Origin of the sequence: Bradyrhizobium sp. NBAIM08 (assembly GCF_020193935.1) — a bacterium.
GTDB lineage: Bacteria > Pseudomonadota > Alphaproteobacteria > Rhizobiales > Xanthobacteraceae > Bradyrhizobium > Bradyrhizobium yuanmingense.
Genome location: NZ_JADYVR010000007.1, coordinates 66,103 through 84,534, shown reverse-complemented (window position 1 = coordinate 84,534; position 18,432 = coordinate 66,103). Strand labels below are relative to the sequence as shown.

Below are 18,432 nucleotides of genomic sequence, written 5' to 3'. Positions count from 1 at the left end.
GACAGATGCGTTTCAAAATGAACGGCTGCCGCGCGGCACATAGCCACCAAGTTCGCCGCGCGTCGTGCTGCAATTGGCGGTCCATGCGCCGACAACGCTCCAACATGAACAATACCGTAGTTAATGCGCATGCGCATTAACCGGGCCGTAAGCACTGCGACCGGTGAGACGGTGCGGCATCGGATTTGCTCTTCGGGCAGGCGCATTTTTTCCTGTAAATTTGAATAGAACAAGCGCGGTCAGAATCCATGAACAAGCCAGCCCCGATCGATTTCGCGACAGCCACGGCGATCCAATTCCCCGCGGCTGCACCATATGCCGAGGCGCTCCATGATCTCGTTCCGGGCGAAGCCCGCGACAGCCTGCTCGCCGTCCACGACGTGCTGTGCCGCGAGCTGCCGCAGGGCCGCCTCGCGATCTATGAGGCGGGCGGCGGCTCGTGCAGCGTTCTGCCACCGGAATTGCTGAGCCGCAGCAAGGTCACCGTGGTCGACATCGACGAGGACCAGGTCCGCAACAACACCTACGCCGACGAGGCGATCCTCGGCGACGTCCAGACCTACAGCTTCGCCCGCGAGACCTTCGATCTCGTGATCTGCTACAACGTGATCGAGCACTTGCCCCATGTCGACGCCGCGCTCTTGAACTTCCGCGATGCGCTGAGGCGCGGCGGGATGATCCTGATCGGCGCACCGAATCCGCGCTCGCTCTCCGGGTTCGTCACCAAATATTCGCCGCACTGGTTTCACGTCTGGTTCTACCGGCACATCCGCGGCATCAAGGACGCCGGCCTGCCGGGCGAGCCGCCGTTCCCGACGTTCTTCCATCCCTTGGTGACGTTGCCGCGGCTGGAAGCATTCGCGGCCGCCAACGGCCTTGAGATGATCTATCGTCGTGAGGTCGAGAGTCCGCGCTATCCCGAGATGCGCCGGCGCAAGCCGCTGTTTGCGGCCCTGGTCGACGCCGGGGCCGCGGTGCTCAACGCCGTGCTGCCGCGCGGCACCGACGTCCGCCGCGGCGACTATCACGTCATCCTTCGGAGGATCTGACGGCGATGGCACGTGCGCGGCCCATCAACGGAAAAACGACGGCTCGCAGCCATGCTGCGCGCGGTAACGAACCGTTAATTCCTGGAAGCGGCGGGTATCGCGGGCGTCATAGGGACGCGCCAAGGGATGGCATGCGCTTAAACGCTTTGTTTGCCATTTCGGTGAATAGTCCCTCAATGAGTATGGTTAATTTTCCCTGTTGCGTTGATTGGGCACCTATATCCCGGGTGCGTGGCGTAAAGCGAAGAGTAACCCCTCAGCCCGCGGCACTTGGAATGAAAGCTGGGGATCATGCTTGATTATAGCCAGCCGATCGATCGAGCCAGACCGGAGGCCGCGCAACGGAAGCCTCAGGCCGGCTTCAACGTGCTGGAGCTCGCCAATCTGCTCTGGCGGCGGAAGGTCGCGATCGCCGCGGCCGCCCTGCTCGGTGCGGCGCTTGCCGTCACGATCGGCAAGAGCGTGACGCCCCGCTACACCGCCACCGCTCAGCTCTATGTCGACCCGCGCGAGCTTCAGCTCGTCGACCGCGAGCTCACGCCCCGGGCCCAGGACGTCACCGGCATGGCCATGGTGGTGGAGAGCCAGGCGCGCCTGATCACCTCCAACAGCGTGCTGCTCCAGGTGATCCAGCAGGCCGGCCTCGACAAGGATCCGGAATTCGGAGGCGGCGAGGCTGGGAGCCTGATGTCGTCGCTGCTCGGCCTGATCGGCCTGCAACCGCGCGCGCCCTCCGCTGCGGAGAAGAGGGAAGTGGAGCTCGCGGCGCTCGATGCGTTGAACAAGCACATCGCGATCCGCAAAACCGAGAAGAGCTTCATCGTCGACATCGAGGTCTGGTCGACGGATCCCGCCAAGGCTGCGATGCTCGCCAACACGCTGACCAATGCCTATCTCTCCGAATCCCGCAAGTCGCAGGCTTCGGCGGCACGGCGCGCCACCAACGATCTCTCCAGCCGCCTGAAGGAGCTGCGCGACCGGCTGCGTAACGCCGAGACCGCGCTGGCGACCTACAAGGCCCAGAACAATTTCGTCGGCACGCAGGATGCGCTGATCAGCGATCAGCAGCTCTCCGCCAGCAACCAGCGGCTTTCCGCGGCCCGCGCGGCGACGATGGACGCGCAGGCGCGGCTCGACCAGATCGAGGCGAGCCGCCGCACCGCTGCCGATGCCGGCGCGATTCCGGAGGCGCTGCAATCGCCGACCATTGCGAATTTGCGCGCGCAATATGCCGACGCCCGGAAGAAATATGCGGAGCAGGCCGGTGAGCTCGGCCCGCGCCATCCGGCGCTGCGCCAGACCGAGAAGCAGGTCGAGGACCTCAAGCGCACCATCAACGAGGAGATCGACCGCTTCGCCCAGTCCGCCAAGAACGATCTGACGCGCGCCCGCGACTTCGAGGCCTCGCTCAACCGCGCGCTGGAAGCGCAGAAGCGGCAGAGCGTTCAGCTCAGCCAGGCCGCCGTGCGCCTGCGCGAGCTCGAGCGCGAGGCCGACGCAAGCCGTGACGTCTATCAATCCTTTCTCAAGCGCTCCCGCGAGACCGAGGAGCAGGAGAGCCTGAACACCTCGGCCGCCCGCGTCATCGGCGAGGCGACTGTGCCGCAGCGGCGCTCGTTCCCGCCGGCCATGAGCCTGTTCGCCATGATCGGCTTCATCTTCGGGGCGATCGCGGCGTCGAGCTGGTTCGTCGTGGCAGATTTGCTTTTCGCCGGTGCAGCCGCGCCCGCAACGCCGACACCCGCCCGGCGTGAGCGCTCGCCAGCGCCGCAGGCGTCCCGAGCACCAGAGCTCCCGCGCGCTGCAGAGGTTGCTCAGCCGCGCCAGGCCCCGCGCGCTCCTGAAGCTGCGCCGTCGATGCCGGAGCTCGCCGCGCCCCCGCTGCAGCCTTCGATGGTCGAGCAACCAATGATCGAGAAGCCGCTGATCGCACGCTTCCAGGAGGCCGACGTCATCCATACGCTCGGCGCCATACTTCCCACCGGCGGCGGCGTCGATCTCACACGGCTGGGTTGGCCGACGCTGCGCCCCGGCTTTCCCATGACGAGCTTGCTCAACGCCTGGCGCGACATGCGCGCCGCGTTGACGCGGCGCGCCGGCGGCAAGGCGATGCCGGTCGTCGCGCTCGTCGGCACCGGTAAGACCAGCGGCCGCAGCGTGGCCGCGCTGAACTTCGCGCTGGCGGCCGCACGCGACGGCGCCCGCGTGCTGATGATCGATGCCGACCATCAGGCGCGCTCGCTCTCGAACAGGGTCATCCGTCCCGGCAAGAGCGAGCCGAGCAGGCTCGGCTGGCTCTCGATCGGCAGCAAGGACGCGCGCGAGATCAAGACGGTAAACGGCATCTCGGTGCTGCCGGCCGCGGAAGGCGACGCCGGCAAGGCCGCCGATGCCATCCACAAGGCGATTGCGCAGGCCCGTTCCGCGGGAGGCTATGATCTCGTGATCCTCGACGGCCCGGCCATTCCGCTCGCGACCGGCGGGCGCAAGCTGCTCGACGACATCGACTCGCTGGTGGCCGTGCTGCCGACCAGCCTCGACGTCAACGACAGCCTGGAAGAGATCCTGACCGCCCTCGGCCCGGCCGAGCGCAAGCTCGTCGGCGTCGTGCTCGACGAGCTCACCCCTGCAATGCAAACGCGCCAGCGAGGCAGACAATATGCTTGAGCGCCGCGTCAACCTCGACGGACGGGCAGCAACTGCCGAGGTGCCGAGAATCACCGTCGGCGGACTTCGCATGGCCGCGATCGACCTGGAAGAGACCGCCGATTTCATGATCGAGGCGACGAATCCCGACCATCGCATCGGCCGTCCGCTGTTCCTGACCTCGGCCAATGGCGAGGTGCTGGCGCGCTGCTCGACCGAGCCGCAGACCGAGCAGCTGTTCCGTGCCGCCGATTTGATCAACGCCGACGGACAGCCGCTGGTCGCCGCTTCAAAGCTGCAATCCTGGTTCCCGCTGCCGGAGCGCGTCGCAACCACGGACCTGTTCCACGTCGTCGCGCGCAAGGCCGAAGCCGCCGGCCGCACCTTCTACATGTTCGGCGCAAGCGAGGCCGAGAACGCCGCGGCGGTCGCGAACGTCCAGAAAATGTATCCACATCTCAAGATCGTCGGGCACAGCCACGGCTATCTGCGCGGCGAGGCGCTGCGTGCCAAGGTCGAGGAGATCAACGCCCTGGCACCGGACTATCTGTGGGTCGCGCTCGGTGTGCCCAACGAACAGGCATTCGTGAAGGAATTCACGCCGCATCTGACCAATGTTGGCGTCATCAAGACATCCGGCGGATTGTTCAACTTCTTGTCAGGCAGTCGTTCCCGCGCGCCGCAATGGATGCAGAAGATCGGGCTCGAATGGGCCTGGCGCACCTTGCTCGAGCCGCGCCGTCTGCTCTGGCGTTATTTGACCACCAACCCCCGCGCGCTCTATCTTCTCTTCAGCCGCAACCGGCCCCTCCGTTAAGAGAAGAGCAGAATACGACATGACCGACCGACCGACCGTCCTCGTCACCGGGGGCGCTGGCTATATTGGCTCGCATGCCTGCCGTGCATTGTCCGCCGCCGGCTATCAGCCCGTCGTTTATGACAATCTCTCGACAGGTCATCGCAGCTTCGTATCCGGCCCGCTGGTGACGGGCGATCTGCTCGACGGCGCGGCGCTGGCGCGCGCCTTCGCCGACCACAAGATCGCGGCGGTGATGCATTTCGCGGCGGCGAGCCTCGTCGGGGAATCCATGACCGACCCGCAGAAATATTACATCAACAACGTTCAGGGCACGCTGTCGCTGCTGCAGGCGATGCGCAACGCGGGCTGCCATCGCATCGTGTTCTCCTCGACCGGCGCCGTCTACGGTAACGCCGATTCCAAGGCGCTGCCGGAAGACTTTCCTTGCGCGCCGATCAATCCTTACGGCGCGTCGAAATTGATGATCGAGCGCATGCTCGCCGATTACCGCACGGCCTATGGCTTCGGCGCGTTCTGCCTGCGCTATTTCAACGCCAGCGGCGCCGATCCGGCCGGTGGCATCGGCGAGCTGCGCGACAACGAAACCCACCTCATCCCCCGCGCGATGATGGCGCTTCAGGGCCATGTCGAGTTCGCGGTGTTCGGCGACGATTACGACACGCCCGACGGCACCGCGATCCGCGACTACATCCATGTCACGGACCTTGCGGCGGCGCATGTGGCGGCCTTGAGGCTCTTGGAGCAAGGCCATGCCGGCGGCAGCTTCAATCTCGGCACCGGCTCCGGCTTTTCCGTGCGCGAGATCCTCGACGCCATCAGGCAGGAGACCGGGCGCGAGGTGCCGCACACGATCAAGCCGCGCCGCGCCGGCGATCCCACCTTTCTGGTCGCCGATCCCTCTGCTGCAAGAAAGGTGCTGAACTTCGTTCCGCGTCACTCCGACCTACCGACGATCGTCCGCACGGCCTGGGCCTGGCATCAGAAGGCGCATCCGTTCAGGCCGCGTTAGGCAATCGCGGCTCCGATCGCTTGCTTGCCGTGCCCTGCAGCGGCTAGAATGACTTGTCGCGGCTGCGTCGGCTCATTGCCGGCAGCCGCACGTTCCGCATTGCCGACGACGACGTCGGCCTGCATGGTTCGGCTCGCTTGCACGAGCCGATTTTCCCGAACGACGTGACGATCAAATCAGCGTGTCGACCCGTCGTCGGACGCGATTCCGGGAGCATCGACCACATGCATCAGGCTGCCCGCCTGGAATTCGAGCGCGTGATGGAGGAGTTCGTCCGCTGGCATGTGGTGCCGGAGAACGAGCGTTCGCCCGCGCCCGCCTGGTGGTGGGGGCCCGCGATGGCCGTGGTCGACGACCAGGAGCCGATGAGCGCAACAAGCTGCTGCGCGTTGAACGTGAGCGAAGGGACGAGCTTCGCCGAGGGCGCGCGCGCCATTCTCGCGCTGTTCACCGAGCAGACGTCACTGACCGGTCCCCAGGACTTTCCGAGCAAGGCCGAGGGGGAAGAGCACGAGGTGCGCGAGCTGCACCCGCAGCCGTCAGACGACAGCGCGTTTCAGCCCTGAGCCTGCGTCTTCGTCGGCCACTTCCGGCTGGAGCGGCGGCGCGACGGGCAGCGCCATGGGCCGCAGCAGCTCGCCCATCTGCCGCCCCGGCAGCGGCTTGGAGATCAGGAAGCCCTGCATCTCGTCGCAGCCATGGGCGCGCAGGAAGGCCTCCTGCTCGGCGTTCTCGACGCCTTCGGCGACGACGGTCATGCCGAGGGCCTTGCCCATGCTGATGATCGCCTGCGCGATGGCCTGATCCTCCGAATCCTGCGGCAGGTCGCGCACGAAGGAGCGGTCGATCTTGATCGTGTCGATCGGGAAGTGCTTCATCAGCGACATCGACGAATAGCCGGTGCCGAAATCGTCGATGGCGAGACGGATGCCGCGGCTCTGGATGGAGTCGAGCACCTTGAGCGCGCGGCCGACATTGCGCATCATCATGCTCTCGGTGACCTCGAGCTGGAGCAGCACCGGCGACATGCCGGAGGCCGCCAGCGCCTCGTCGACGTCCTGCAACAGATGCTCGTCGGCAAACTGCCGCGGCGACAGGTTGACCGCCATCGACAGCGGCAGCAGGCCGCGGCGCTGCCAGGCCATGGCCTGCGCGCAGGCCTCTTTCAGCACCCAGCGGCCGATTGGCACGATCAGCCCGGTTTCCTCCGCGAGCGGAATGAACTGTGCCGGCGAGACGTTGCCGAGATCGGGGTGCGCCCAGCGCAGTAGCGCCTCGACGCCCGTGATCTGACCCGTCGCCATGTCCACCTTGGGCTGGTAGTTGAGCGAGAACTGCTCGCGCTCCAGCGCGCGGCGCAGCGCGCTCTCCAGCGACAGCCGCTCGATCGACTGCGTCTTCACCTCGTTGGAGAAGAAGCGATAGCCGTTCTTGCCGTCCTCCTTGGCGAGGTACATCGCCATGTCGGCGTTCTTGGTCAGCGTCTGCGCGTCGGAGCCGTTGGCTGGATACATCGCGATGCCGATCGAGGCGGTGGAATGGCACTCGTGGCCGGCCAGCTGCATGGGCTCGGCGAGCGCGGCGAGCAGCCCGGTGGCGATGCGCTGGACGTTCTCGATCTCGCCACACTGGTCGAGGATCACCACGAACTCGTCGCCGCCGAGCCGCGCGACCACGTCGCTCGCCCGCAGGGCGCCGCGCAGACGGTTCGCCACCTCGAGCAGGAGCAGGTCGCCCGCCTCGTGACCCAGCGAATCGTTGATGACCTTGAAGCGGTCAAGGTCGATGAACAGCACCGCAAAGCGGTGATCGTGGCGTTGCGCCGCATCGATCGCCTCGCGCAGCAGGGCGTTGAAGGTCTCGCGGTTCGGCAGATCGGTCAGGCTGTCGTGCGAGGCGAGGTATTCGATGCGCTCGTCAGCCTTGTTCTTCTCGTCGGCGCGATCGAAGTTCTCCATCGCGAAGGAGACGTTGTCGGCGAGGCGCTGCAACAGCTCGACGAATTCGGGCGTGAAGGTCGCCGGTTCGGTCGACATGTAGATCATGACGCCGACCGCCTGGTCGTGCACGATGAGCGGAAACGCGGCGCCCGACCGCGCGCCGTCCGCGCGCACGATGGGGTGGAAGACACGGACGCGGTCGTCGTTGAGATAATCGTTGCTGATGCAGGGCTGGCGCGTGCGGAACGCCGTGCCGCTCATGCCGCGCCCTTCCGGCCGTTCGGGATCGACGGAAAGACGGACATTGCGCGTGGTGCCGGCGGAGGGACCTGCGGCGGCGACGATCTCGAGCTGGTCCGTGCCGGGTCTGGCCAGGGCAATCGTGGTCGAAGTGAACTTGGCGCCGTTCGACGCCGCAAGGCAGACGAGGTCGAACAGCTCGGCCCGCGACTTCGCGCGCATGATCGCCTCGTTGGTCGCGCTCAGCGCCGCGAACATGCGCGTCAGGCGCTCCTTCTGCGCTTCGGTGCGGGCCTTCTCCTCGGCGCGCTCGAAATTGTCGAGTGCGAAGGAGACGTTCTCCGCGAGCCGCCCGAGCAGCTCGACCAGATCGGGCGTGAACGTATTCTCTTCCGGTGCGAGGAAGAGCAGAATGCCGACCGGTTCCCGTCCCGCTCTCAGAAGCGGGAAGCTCGCCGCAGCCCGCGTTCCATCCTCGATGGCCTGCGCGCGCCAATATGCGGAGCGCGGCTCGTTCAGATAATCGTTCATCACACTGGGCCGGCACGTCCGCAGCGAGGTGCCGATGATGCCCTGGCCCTCGGGATGGTCGGCGGAAATGATGCAGGTACGCCCGCTCATGCGCTCCTGCAAGCGTCCCTTGACGGCAACGACGCGGACGAGTTCGCGTGCTTCGTCGATGATGCCGATCGTCGCCGAGGCGAACAGATCGCCGAGCACGGCCGCCTGGCAGGCCGCGTCGAACAACTCCTCGCGCGTCTTGGCGCGCATGATGGCTTCGTTGGTCGCGCTCAGCGCCTCGAACATTCCGCTCAGACGATTGCGCTGCTTGTCCGCCCGCGCCTTCTCATCGGCACGGTCGAAGCTTTCGAGCGCGAAGGCGACGTTGGCCTGAAGCTTGCGCAGCAGCTCGACGAGCTCCGGCGTGAAGGTGCCGCGCTCCGGGGAGTTGAACAGAAAGACGCCCTCGACCCGGTCGCCGTTGAACAGCGGCAAGGCCGCGGAGGATGCGATGCCGGTGCGGCGGGCGCTGGCCTGCCAGGGCGCAATGCGGTCGTCGGCGAGCACGTCGTTGCTGACGGCGGGCTGGCGCGTGCGAAACGCGGTGCCGGTCAAGCCGCGCCCTTCGGGCACCTGGTCGGAGGTGGAGAACGTGAAGTTGCGAACCTGATCCGCATTCGGGCCGTAGCAGGCGACGACGCGCAGCAGCCCGGTCCGATCGTCGACCAGCGCGACGGTGGCTGAGGTGAACTTTGCTCCCGTTGCGGTCGCCTCGCAGACGAGGTCGAACAGCTCAGCCCGCGACCGTGCCCGCAGGATCGCCTCGTTGGTGGCGCTGAGCGCTGCATACATGCGCGCCAGGCACTCTTCTTCGGCGGAGATCCGGGCTTTCTCGGCCTCGCGGCCGAAATTCTCGATCGCGAAGGAGACGTTCTCGGCCATGCGCAGCAGCAGCGCGACGATCTCCTCGTCTTTGGCCCAGGACCGGCTGATGAAGAACAGCAGCACGCCGACGCTCTCGCCGTGCCTGATCAACGGCGCGACCACGCAGGCGGCGACGCCGGTGTTGACGTTGGCCTGCTCCCACGGCGTGCCCCTGGTGCGGCTGGCGAGATCGTCCTCGACGATGGCTTTCTGCGTCCGGAACACCTCGCCCGATATGCCCTTGCCGTAAGGGCTCTCCGGATCGACCGAATAGCGTGCCTGGGTGACGAGATCGAGGTTCTGCCCGGTGGCGGCGACAGGCTTCATCCAGTGCGAGTCCGGCTCGCGAAGCAGCACGATGGTCGCCAGCGACTTGCCGCTGTGGACCGAAGCGTCGCACACGAGCTGGTATAGCTCCCGCTCGGTCTTGGCGCGCAGGATGGCTTCGTTGGTGGCGCTGATGGCGCCGAACATGCGGTTGAGCCGCCGCGTCGCCCGCTCGCTGGTCTGCCGCGCGGTCTCACGGGCGAAATTGTCCAGCGCGTAGGAAATGTTCGCCGACATGCGCTCGAACAGTGACACCATCTGCTCGTTCAGCGAGTTGGCCTCGCTCCGCGTCACATACAATACGCCGACGCTCTTGCCATTGCAGAGCAGCGGCAGCGCCGCGGCCGCACCGATATGCGCCTTGGCGGCGCCTTCGCGCCACGCCAGCGAGCGCGGATCGTTCAGATAGTCGTTGCTGACGCACAGCTTCTGATCGCGAAACGCCTCGCCGCCGACGCCGGATCCTTCAGGCGTCCCGGCTTCCGTCGTGATCACGATCGAGCGGAGCCGCGCAACGTCATCGCCACAACCGGCCGCGTAGCGCAGCCTTCGGCCGTCCGGCTCGACCAGGAAAACGGCAACGGCCAGAAAATCCCCGCTCGAAAACCCGGCGTCGCAGACCTTCTGGTACAGCTCCTCCGGCGATCTCGCGTACAGGATCGCTTCATTGATGGCGCTCAACGCCGCAAAGGTGCGCGCGAGTGTCGTCGGCACGATCTCAGCTCCCAGGCATTTCTGCCTATTTATCCCGGGACCTTTATGCGCGGCGATCGCCTAAGTCGTCGTTATTGCGCGGCGCAAACCGTCGATCAAAGTGAACGAGCTGCGAACGAGCGCGACAAAACTGACCGGAATACCGCTGCGACGCCGAACCGCCTACGAATGGCATGTTCAGTTACCACTTTGCAGCCTGTGTTGGTTTACGGGAGGTTGATATCGCGGTGCCGTAGCACCTCCTTCAAAACGGCAGCGCCACGCTGGTCTTGATCTCCTTCAGCACCACGTTGCTGCGGACGTAGCGGATGCCGGGGATGCGGAACATGAACTCGTCGAGGAAGCGGTTGTAGGCCGCCATGTCCTGCACGATGACGCGCAAATGATAATCGGCGTCCCCGGTGGTCGCAAAACACTCCAGCACCTCGCGGCGCTTGGTGACCCTCGCCACGAATTCATCGACGAACTTCGCATCGTGCCGCTCCAGCGAGACGTGGAGGATGGCGGACATCGCAAAGCCCGCCTGCTCGCGCGCGACCAGCGCCGCATAGCCCTGGATGACGCCGCTCTCCTCCAGCGCGCGCACCCGCCGCCAGCAGGCCGAGGTGGACATGCCGACCCCGTCGGCGAGTTGCTGATTGGTGGCGCGGCCATCTCGCTGGAGATGGGCGAGAATGCGGGTGTCCTGCTCTTCGATCATGGGAGGCTCCGATTCGAGCAGATCTACCAGATTGGGCGCCTGCATGCAAAATTCTACCGGATTTCCATAACAGAAGGGATAAATAGGTAAGACCTACCAGCGGCCCGGGCATAACCTTCCAGCACTGGGCAGGATGCCGCGCGAGGTCCGCCATGGACGCCATTCCGTCAATCGACACGTACGAGCTCGCCGATCGCTATGAGCGCGAGGAGGGCCGCGTCTTCCTCACGGGCACGCAGGCCATCGTCCGCATCGCACTCGACCAGGCGCGACGAGACCGTGCGGCCGGGCTCAACACCGCCGGCTTCATCTCCGGCTATCGCGGCTCGCCGCTCGGTGGCATCGATCTCGAGCTCTGGCGCATCCAGCAGCGGCTCAAGCAGGACCGCATCGAATTCCTTCCCGCCGTGAACGAGGACCTCGCGGCGACAGCTGTACTCGGCTCGCAACAGGTCGAGACGCAAGGCGACCGCGAGGTCGATGGCGTGTTCGGGCTCTGGTACGGCAAGGGCCCGGGCGTCGATCGGTCCGGCGATGCGCTCAAGCACGGCAACGCTTATGGCTCCTCGCCGCATGGCGGCGTGCTGGTGGTCGCCGGCGACGACCATGGCTGCGTCTCCTCCTCGATGCCGCACCAGTCCGACGTCGCCTTCATGAGCTGGTTCATGCCGACGCTGCACCCCTCGGACGTCGGCGAATATCTGGCGTTCGGCGAATATGGCTACGCGCTGAGCCGCTTCTCCGGCATGTGGGTCGGCTTCAAGGCGATCTCCGAGATCGTGGAATCGGGCGCATCCATCGCGCTACGCCCGCCGCGCGTCTTCCGCACGCCAGACTTCACGCCGCCGCCGGGCGGCCTGCACTATCGCTGGCGCGATTTGCCCGGCCCGCAGATCGAGGAACGGCTGGAAGCGAAGAAGCACGCGGTCTACGCCTTTGCCAAGGCCAACCCGATCGACCGGCACATCTACGATATCCCCAGCGCCACCTACGGCATCGTCACCACCGGCAAGGCGCATCTCGACCTGATGGAAGCCCTGCGGCTGATGGGCCTCGATGAAGCCGCCTGCCGCCGCCTCGGCATCGACGTCTACAAGGTCGGGATGGTTTGGCCGCTGGCGCTGCACGACGCGATGGAGTTCGTGAGAGGCAAGCGCGAGATCCTGGTGGTCGAGGAGAAGCGCGGCATCATCGAGAGCCAGTTCAAGGAGTATTTTTACGATTATCCCGGCAGCAAGCCCGAGCGCATGGTCGGCAAGCACGACGAAACCGGCGCACGGCTGATCTCCTGGATCGGCGAATTGTCGCCTCGCGCGCTCGCGAACGTGCTCGCGCGCCGGCTCGATCCGATGTTTCCGGGTCTCAATCTCGCCGCGCGCGCGGCCGCCCTGATGCCGGAAGCCGCGCGCACGATCAATGTCAGCGGCGCGACGCGCACGCCCTATTTCTGCTCGGGATGTCCGCACAACACCTCGACCAAAGTGCCGGAAGGATCGAAGGCGCTCGCCGGCATCGGCTGTCACTTCATGGCGAGCTGGATGGACCGCGAGACCTCCTCGCTGATCCAGATGGGCGGCGAGGGCGTGAACTGGGCTGCTTCATCGCGATTTACCGGCCGCAAGCACGTGTTCCAGAATCTCGGCGAAGGCACCTATTATCACTCCGGCTCGATGGCGATCCGGCAGGCGATCGCGGCCAAGGCCAACATCACCTATAAGGTCCTGTTCAACGACGCGGTCGCCATGACCGGCGGCCAGCCGGTCGACGGGCCCGTCAGCGTCCATGCCATCGCCCACAGCGTCCGCGCCGAAGGTGTCGAGCGCATCGCCCTGGTGTCGGACGATCCCGCGCAATTCAGGCCGGCCGACCTGCCATCCGGCGTGACCATCCATCCGCGTGAGGAGATGGATGCCGTGCAGCGCGAGCTGCGCGAGGTTCCCGGCGTCTCGGTGCTGATCTACCAGCAGACCTGCGCCACCGAGAAGCGGCGCCGGCGCAAGCGCGGGCAGATGGCCGATCCCAAGCGCTTCGCCTACATCAACGACCTCGTCTGCGAAGGCTGCGGCGACTGCTCGGTCGAATCCAACTGCCTCAGCGTCGAGCCGAAGGAGACGCCGTTCGGGCGCAAGCGACAGATCAATCTGTCGGCCTGCAACAAGGATTTTTCCTGCCTCAACGGCTTCTGTCCGAGCTTTGTCACAGTCGAAGGCGCGACGCGGCGGAAGAAGAGCGCGAGCCGGATCGATGTGGCCGGCCGCGCCGCCACACTACCCCTGCCCGCGCCCGCAACGCTCGAGCGGCCCTACGATCTCTTGGTGACCGGCGTCGGCGGCACCGGCGTGATCACCGTCGGCGCGCTGATCGGCATGGCCGCGCATCTGGAACACCGCGGCGTTTCGGTGCTCGACTTCACCGGCTTTGCGCAGAAATTCGGGCCTGTGCTGAGCTACATTCGCCTGGCCGCGAGCCCCGAGGCGCTGCACCAGGTTCGCATCGACCAGGGCGCGGCCGATGCGCTGATCGGCTGCGACCTCGTCGTCAGCTCCTCGCCCAAAGCCTCAGGCACATATCGCCGCGGCACCCGTGCCGCCGTCAACACCGCGGAAATGCCGACCGGCGACGTGGTCCGCTTCCGCGACGCCGATCTCGCTGCGCCAAGCCGCCTGCGCGCAATCGGTCAGGTCATCGGCGAGCACAATCTCGACACGTTCAATGCCAATGCGCTGGCCGAACGCCTGCTCGGCGATGCCGTCTACGCCAACATCATCATGCTCGGCTTTGCCTGGCAGCGCGGTCTCGTCCCTGTTTCGCTGCAGGCGCTGCTCCGCGCGATCGAGCTCAACGGCGTCGCGATCGAACGCAACAAGCAGGCCTTTGCCTGGGGCCGGATCGCCGCTGCCGATCCGGATTTTCTGCCGAACTCGGACAAGGCACCTGAAGCCGAGACGCTCGACCAGATCATTGCCCGGCGCGCCGAGTTCCTCGCGGCCTATCAGAACAACGCCTACGCGGCGCGCTACCGGGCGATGGTCGGAAAGGTCCGCAATGCCGAGGCCAAGCTGAACAGTGAGGCGCTGACCGAGGCGGTCGCTCGCGGCCTGTTCAAGCTGATGGCCTACAAGGACGAGTATGAGGTGGCGCGGCTGCACATGCGAAGCGGCTTTCTCGACGAGCTGAAGCGTGAATTCGAGGACGGCTTCAGCATCCAGTACCACCTCGCCCCGCCGTTCCTGAAGTCGCGGCGCGATGCACGGGGACGTCCGCGCAAACGCGCCTTCGGCCAGTGGATTCAGGTGCCTCTGGCTATGCTCGCGCGCTTGAAAGCACTGCGCGGAACGCCGTTCGATCCGTTCGGCTACACCGCGGAACGGCGCGCGGAGCGTGAATTGATCGCCTGGTATGAAGGCCTGATCGAACGGATGCTGGGCGAGCTCGATGCGGCGCATCTGCCAAATCTCGTGGCGATCGCCAAAGGCCCGATGGATATCCGCGGCTATGGCCCGGTGAAGGACATCGCGATTTTGAAGGTGAAGGCCGACGTCGAGCGGCTGCTCGCCGAACTGGACACGCCATCGCCGGCAAGGATGCACGCCACCGGTTGACGCGGCGCCGCGGACGCTTCAGCCTCTGCTCCTTAAGGGACGCTCTGATGGCCTCCTGCGATCGGGTGATGCATCATGGATTTCGACCAGTTGACACTGACCGAGGCCGCGGCCGGCCTCGCCGCCGGGACATTCACGAGCACCGCACTCACCCGGGAAGCCCTGGCCCGCGCCAAGGCCAACGCCGAACTCAATGTCTTTGTCACCCTGGACGAAGCCGGCGCCTTGAAGGCCGCGGCCGCGTTCGACGCGGCAGGCGATAAGACAAAGCCGCTCGGCGGCGTACCTATCGTGATCAAGGACAATATCGAGGTCGCGGGACTGCCCTGCAGCGCCGGCACACCGGCGCTGAAGGATTACATTCCGAAGGCCGACGCGCCTGTCGTGACAAAGCTGCGCGATGCCGGGGCGGTCATCATCGGCAAGACCAGCATGCACGAGCTCGCCTTCGGCATCTCCGGCTACAACACCGCGTTCAAGACCGGCGCCGAGTATGGCGTGCGCAACGCCTATGATCGCACTTTGATCGCCGGCGGCTCCTCGTCAGGCACGGGCGCGGCGATTGGCGCGCGGATCGTCGCCGGCGGGCTCGGCACGGACACCGGCGGATCGGTGCGGGTGCCTGCCGCCCTGAACGGATGCGCCTCGCTGCGCCCGACGGTCGGGCGCTACCCGCAAGACGGCATCGCGCCGATCTCGCACACCCGCGATACCGCAGGCCCGATGGCTGCGACCATGGCGGATGTCGCGCTGCTCGACCGCGTCATCGCCGGTGGCGATGCGCTTGCGCCGGCGGATCTGACGCAGGTCCGCGTCGGCCTCGCGAGATCGATGCTGGCCAATCTCGATGCCGACACCGAGGCCGCGTTCCAGGAAGCCGTCGCGAAAATGAAGGTGCAAGGCGTCACGGTCGTCGGGATCGAGATGCCGCAACTGGCAGAGCTCGACGCCCAGGTCAGCTTTCCCGTCGCGCTGTACGAGGCCTATGACGATCTGGTCGCCTATCTCAGGCACACCGGCACCGGCCTCTCCATCGCGGCACTGGCGGAGCAGATCGCCAGCGCCGATGTGAAGGGCACCTATGACGGCTTGGTGATCCCGCGCAAGCTGCCTGGTCCCGACGGCACCCTGGTCGACGCCAAGCCGATCTACGACGCCGCGATCGAGATTGCGCGCCCCGCGCTGCAGGCGCTGTACGCCAGGAGCTTTGCCGACAACCGGCTCGATGCGATCGCCTTCCCGACCACGCCGCGCGTCGCCATTCCCTCCAATCCGGAGTCCAGCAGCCTCGAGAATTTCGGCCTGTTCATTCAGAACACGGACCCAGGCAGCAATGCCGGGATTCCCGGCATCCAGATCCCGATCGCGCTCGGCGCCAGCAGCAGATTGCCGATCGGGCTTGAGCTCGATGGCCCCGTCGGCAGCGATCCCCGCCTGCTCGCGATCGGCATGGCGCTCGAGGCTGCGTTCGGGCGCTTGCCGCCACCGGCTCGCTGACGGACTCCCTCCGGAAATGCTGGAAGGTGGCGCCTCGTTCGTTCGGCCGGCTGGACAAGGCGAGGGGAGGTCCGATCCCGTTCATCGTGGTATTTCGATGGGGGTGGGCGTACCTTCCTTATCGCTGTCGAATACGATCAGGACCCGCAGTCCGGCGGAAGTCGCGCCCAACGGCAGCAGTCCCTCCGGCTTTCGCTTTGGATCGAACGGGAGTTCCTTCAATAGCCGTACGGTCTCGGACGCTCCGTCCCAAGAATATATTGCGTAGGCTCCCGGCCCGTCCGCAGCAGGACCGGCCAGGATGAGGGTGCGATCGCCGAACGCGGCGAGATCGCGTACACCCCTGTTGTCACCGAGCGGAAGTCGGAACAGCCGGTGAGTCGTGCTTTTTCGATCACCGAACAGCGCGTCTATCTCTACCGACAGGACGACGGCGCGATTGTCGTTCAAGACGGGGCCCCGGAATCCCGCGAGCAACGTCCGATCGTCCTTGATCGCCACGCCCTCGATGGTCAAGCCGTTCTTCTCCAGCCTGATATCCATGAACTCGAGAAGCGCAGGTTCGGCCGCGATGACCTCTCGCAATTGCCCCGTACGCTCGAGGCCCGACGCATTGCCATCTGCCCCCGTCGTGCGGAACCGAACGATCTGGCTGCTTGCGGCAATCCTCGCCCGAATCTTATCGGCATCTTTCTTGGGGTCGAGCTTGTGGTCCTTGTCCCGCGGATGGCCATGCGAGCCGATGACGTAATACTGCCGTTTGGAGAAGGCGACGCCCTCGCCATCAAGTTCGAGCGCCTTGCCATTGAACGTGTTGTTGATCAACTTCACGGGGCTGCCGGCGACGAGCTTGCCGTCGGTCAATTCGATGAATTGAGCGCCCTGGAGATTGTCGTCGATAACGAGGCACGAACGGGGAAACCCATCAGCGGTCGTGCAGGCGATGCCGCTGACATCCTTCGACTTGCCTCCGTCCTTGCCGATCAGCTTGTTCTTGACCGGCCACGCATCGTCGGCCGCAGCAGGAGAAGGCTGCACGCCACCCGCCATCACGAGGCCGAGCAGCAAAGTCGCAATCCATCCTGTTCTGGCAATGGTCATCGAAGCCTCCCTAGAGCCGCAGTCGGGCCAGACCAAGCCATCCAGCTCCATCACAGGATGATGCCGCCAATCCCTTGCGAAGCTCTCACGCAAGCGAACGTTGACCGGCTTGCCGCCGGTCGATCCGTCAAACATGGAAGAGCAACAGATGGAAGAGGAGAAGCTAGAAAGCCGGCCTGGACGAAACGTCGTATCAAAAAAGAATCGAACCGAATGCCTCGGTCTCAAATACATCATTCATATCTCAGGTTGTATTGTTGCAGACAACTCGGCGTTGTCAACACGCTTTCTGCCGCACGTGGAGCCGGCGGTGAAAGGTCTCATGAATACGGGTTGATCAGCTTCTGCTGCTCGGCGCTGTGGTGCACGAGCAGGTCGATGAAGGTCCTCACTTTCGCCGACAGATGATGACGATGCGGATAGACCGCGTTCATGGAGAGCTCGACCGTCCGATATTCCGGCAACAGGCGCACGAGGCGGCCAGCTTCGAGATCATCCTGAATGAGGAACCCCGCCATCAGGCAGATTGCGGCGCCCTCCAGCGCGACCTCGCGCAGCGCTTCTCCGCTATTGGTGACGAAGCTGCCGGAGACGCGCACCGAGGCCGGCGTGCCCTTGCGATCGAGGAAGCGCCATTCGTCGCCGAACGGATAGTTCAAGTGCCGACCACAATTGTGCCCGGTGAGCTCGTCGAGCTTCTGCACCCGGCCGTGCTTCTCGATGTAATCGTGGGAGCAGCACAGCACGTGGCGCCAGGTGGCAAGGCTGCGCACGATCAGGCTTGAATCCGGTGGCTGTGTCATGCGCAGGGCAACGTCATAGCCTTCCTCGATGAGGTCGACCTCGGCCTCGCCCATGCGCAGATCGATCTTGAGCTCCGGATAGGTCGACAGCAGTTTGGCCGCAATCGGCGCGACGAACGGCACCATGTGCGTGGCGACGTGAATGCGCAGCGTGCCGCGCGGCACCGACTGCAATTCGCTCGCGATGTCGTCGGCCTGTTCGATGTCGGCGAGAATCTGCACGCAGCGGTCGTAATAGGCCTTCCCGATCTCGGTCAGATTGACCTTGCGCGTGGTGCGGTGAAGCAGCCGCACCCCGAGCCGGTCTTCCAATGCCTGCACGTGATTGCTCACCATGGTGGTCGACATGTTGAGCTTGCGGGCTGCTGCGGAGAAGCCGCCGGTCTCGACCACCCGGCTGAACACTTCGAGGCTGGTCAATCGATCCATGGCTTTCCTTGACTGGGATGTGCGCCTCAGCAGCAATCGCGCGGCAATCGCGCTGGCGTAGCCGCTCGCCTGACCCGGTAGACATCACGAACCAGGGTGACCGCTCAGATTATCCACCCTGAATGGATAA

12 protein-coding genes are annotated in these 18,432 nt (G+C 65.3%); 8 read left to right on the top strand and 4 right to left on the bottom strand.

The annotated features are described in order from the left end of the window. Positions 1 to 248: 248 nt before the first annotated feature. The 5 genes from I6F37_RS23875 to I6F37_RS23855 all read left to right on the top strand — a co-directional run bounded on the left by I6F37_RS23875 (position 249) and on the right by I6F37_RS23855 (position 6,090). Complete coding sequence (locus I6F37_RS23875) at positions 249 to 1,049, top strand: bifunctional 2-polyprenyl-6-hydroxyphenol methylase/3-demethylubiquinol 3-O-methyltransferase UbiG (RefSeq protein ID WP_109142329.1); 801 nt, start codon at positions 249 to 251, stop codon at positions 1,047 to 1,049. A gap of 291 nt (positions 1,050 to 1,340) precedes the next feature. Next, positions 1,341 to 3,716: a Wzz/FepE/Etk N-terminal domain-containing protein gene (locus I6F37_RS23870; RefSeq protein ID WP_225152859.1), complete on the top strand. Its 2,376-nt coding sequence runs from the start codon at positions 1,341 to 1,343 to the stop codon at positions 3,714 to 3,716. Further along, positions 3,709 to 4,512: a WecB/TagA/CpsF family glycosyltransferase gene (locus I6F37_RS23865; protein WP_035997366.1), complete on the top strand. Its 804-nt coding sequence runs from the start codon at positions 3,709 to 3,711 to the stop codon at positions 4,510 to 4,512. Before I6F37_RS23870 ends, I6F37_RS23865 begins: the two co-directional genes overlap by 8 nt. Before the next feature lie 19 nt (positions 4,513 to 4,531). Next, a complete protein-coding gene (galE, locus tag I6F37_RS23860) occupies positions 4,532 to 5,524 on the top strand; it encodes a UDP-glucose 4-epimerase GalE (protein WP_035997363.1) in 993 nt (330 codons plus the stop codon). Positions 5,525 to 5,748: 224 nt separating this feature from the next. Beyond that, the gene (locus I6F37_RS23855; protein WP_035997356.1) at positions 5,749 to 6,090 is read left to right on the top strand and encodes a hypothetical protein; all 342 of its coding nucleotides are present in this window, start codon (positions 5,749 to 5,751) and stop codon (positions 6,088 to 6,090) included. Here I6F37_RS23855 and I6F37_RS23850 read toward each other — a convergent pair. Both I6F37_RS23850 and I6F37_RS23845 read right to left on the bottom strand, forming a co-directional pair. Continuing rightward, positions 6,064 to 10,170, bottom strand: a complete 4,107-nt coding sequence (locus I6F37_RS23850) for a GAF domain-containing protein (RefSeq protein WP_225152855.1) — start codon at positions 10,168 to 10,170, stop codon at positions 6,064 to 6,066. The two genes, I6F37_RS23855 and I6F37_RS23850, sit on opposite strands and share 27 nt — an antisense overlap. Before the next feature lie 244 nt (positions 10,171 to 10,414). Next, on the bottom strand, positions 10,415 to 10,870 hold the full coding sequence (locus I6F37_RS23845; RefSeq protein ID WP_035997339.1) for an Lrp/AsnC family transcriptional regulator: 456 nt from the start codon (positions 10,868 to 10,870) through the stop codon (positions 10,415 to 10,417). A gap of 152 nt (positions 10,871 to 11,022) precedes the next feature. On the opposite strand from I6F37_RS23845, the gene I6F37_RS23840 reads away from it, so the two are divergent. Both I6F37_RS23840 and iaaH read left to right on the top strand, forming a co-directional pair. After that, on the top strand, positions 11,023 to 14,472 hold the full coding sequence (locus tag I6F37_RS23840) for an indolepyruvate ferredoxin oxidoreductase family protein (RefSeq protein WP_225152854.1): 3,450 nt from the start codon (positions 11,023 to 11,025) through the stop codon (positions 14,470 to 14,472). 75 nt (positions 14,473 to 14,547) lie between these two features. Then, positions 14,548 to 15,969 carry an indoleacetamide hydrolase gene (gene iaaH, locus I6F37_RS23835; RefSeq protein WP_035997304.1) on the top strand — a complete coding sequence of 474 codons (1,422 nt, stop codon included), beginning with the start codon at positions 14,548 to 14,550 and terminating at the stop codon, positions 15,967 to 15,969. Positions 15,970 to 16,050: 81 nt separating this feature from the next. On the opposite strand, the gene I6F37_RS23830 is transcribed toward iaaH, so the two are convergent. Further along, a complete protein-coding gene (locus I6F37_RS23830; protein WP_157783951.1) occupies positions 16,051 to 17,070 on the bottom strand; it encodes a DUF3616 domain-containing protein in 1,020 nt (339 codons plus the stop codon). 100 nt (positions 17,071 to 17,170) lie between these two features. Between I6F37_RS23830 and I6F37_RS23825 the strand changes: the two genes are divergently transcribed. After that, the gene (locus I6F37_RS23825; protein WP_225152852.1) at positions 17,171 to 17,407 is read left to right on the top strand and encodes a hypothetical protein; all 237 of its coding nucleotides are present in this window, start codon (positions 17,171 to 17,173) and stop codon (positions 17,405 to 17,407) included. Here I6F37_RS23825 and I6F37_RS23820 read toward each other — a convergent pair. After that, on the bottom strand, positions 17,391 to 18,302 hold the full coding sequence (locus I6F37_RS23820; protein WP_035997299.1) for a LysR family transcriptional regulator: 912 nt from the start codon (positions 18,300 to 18,302) through the stop codon (positions 17,391 to 17,393). The two genes, I6F37_RS23825 and I6F37_RS23820, sit on opposite strands and share 17 nt — an antisense overlap. Positions 18,303 to 18,432 lie beyond the last annotated feature (130 nt).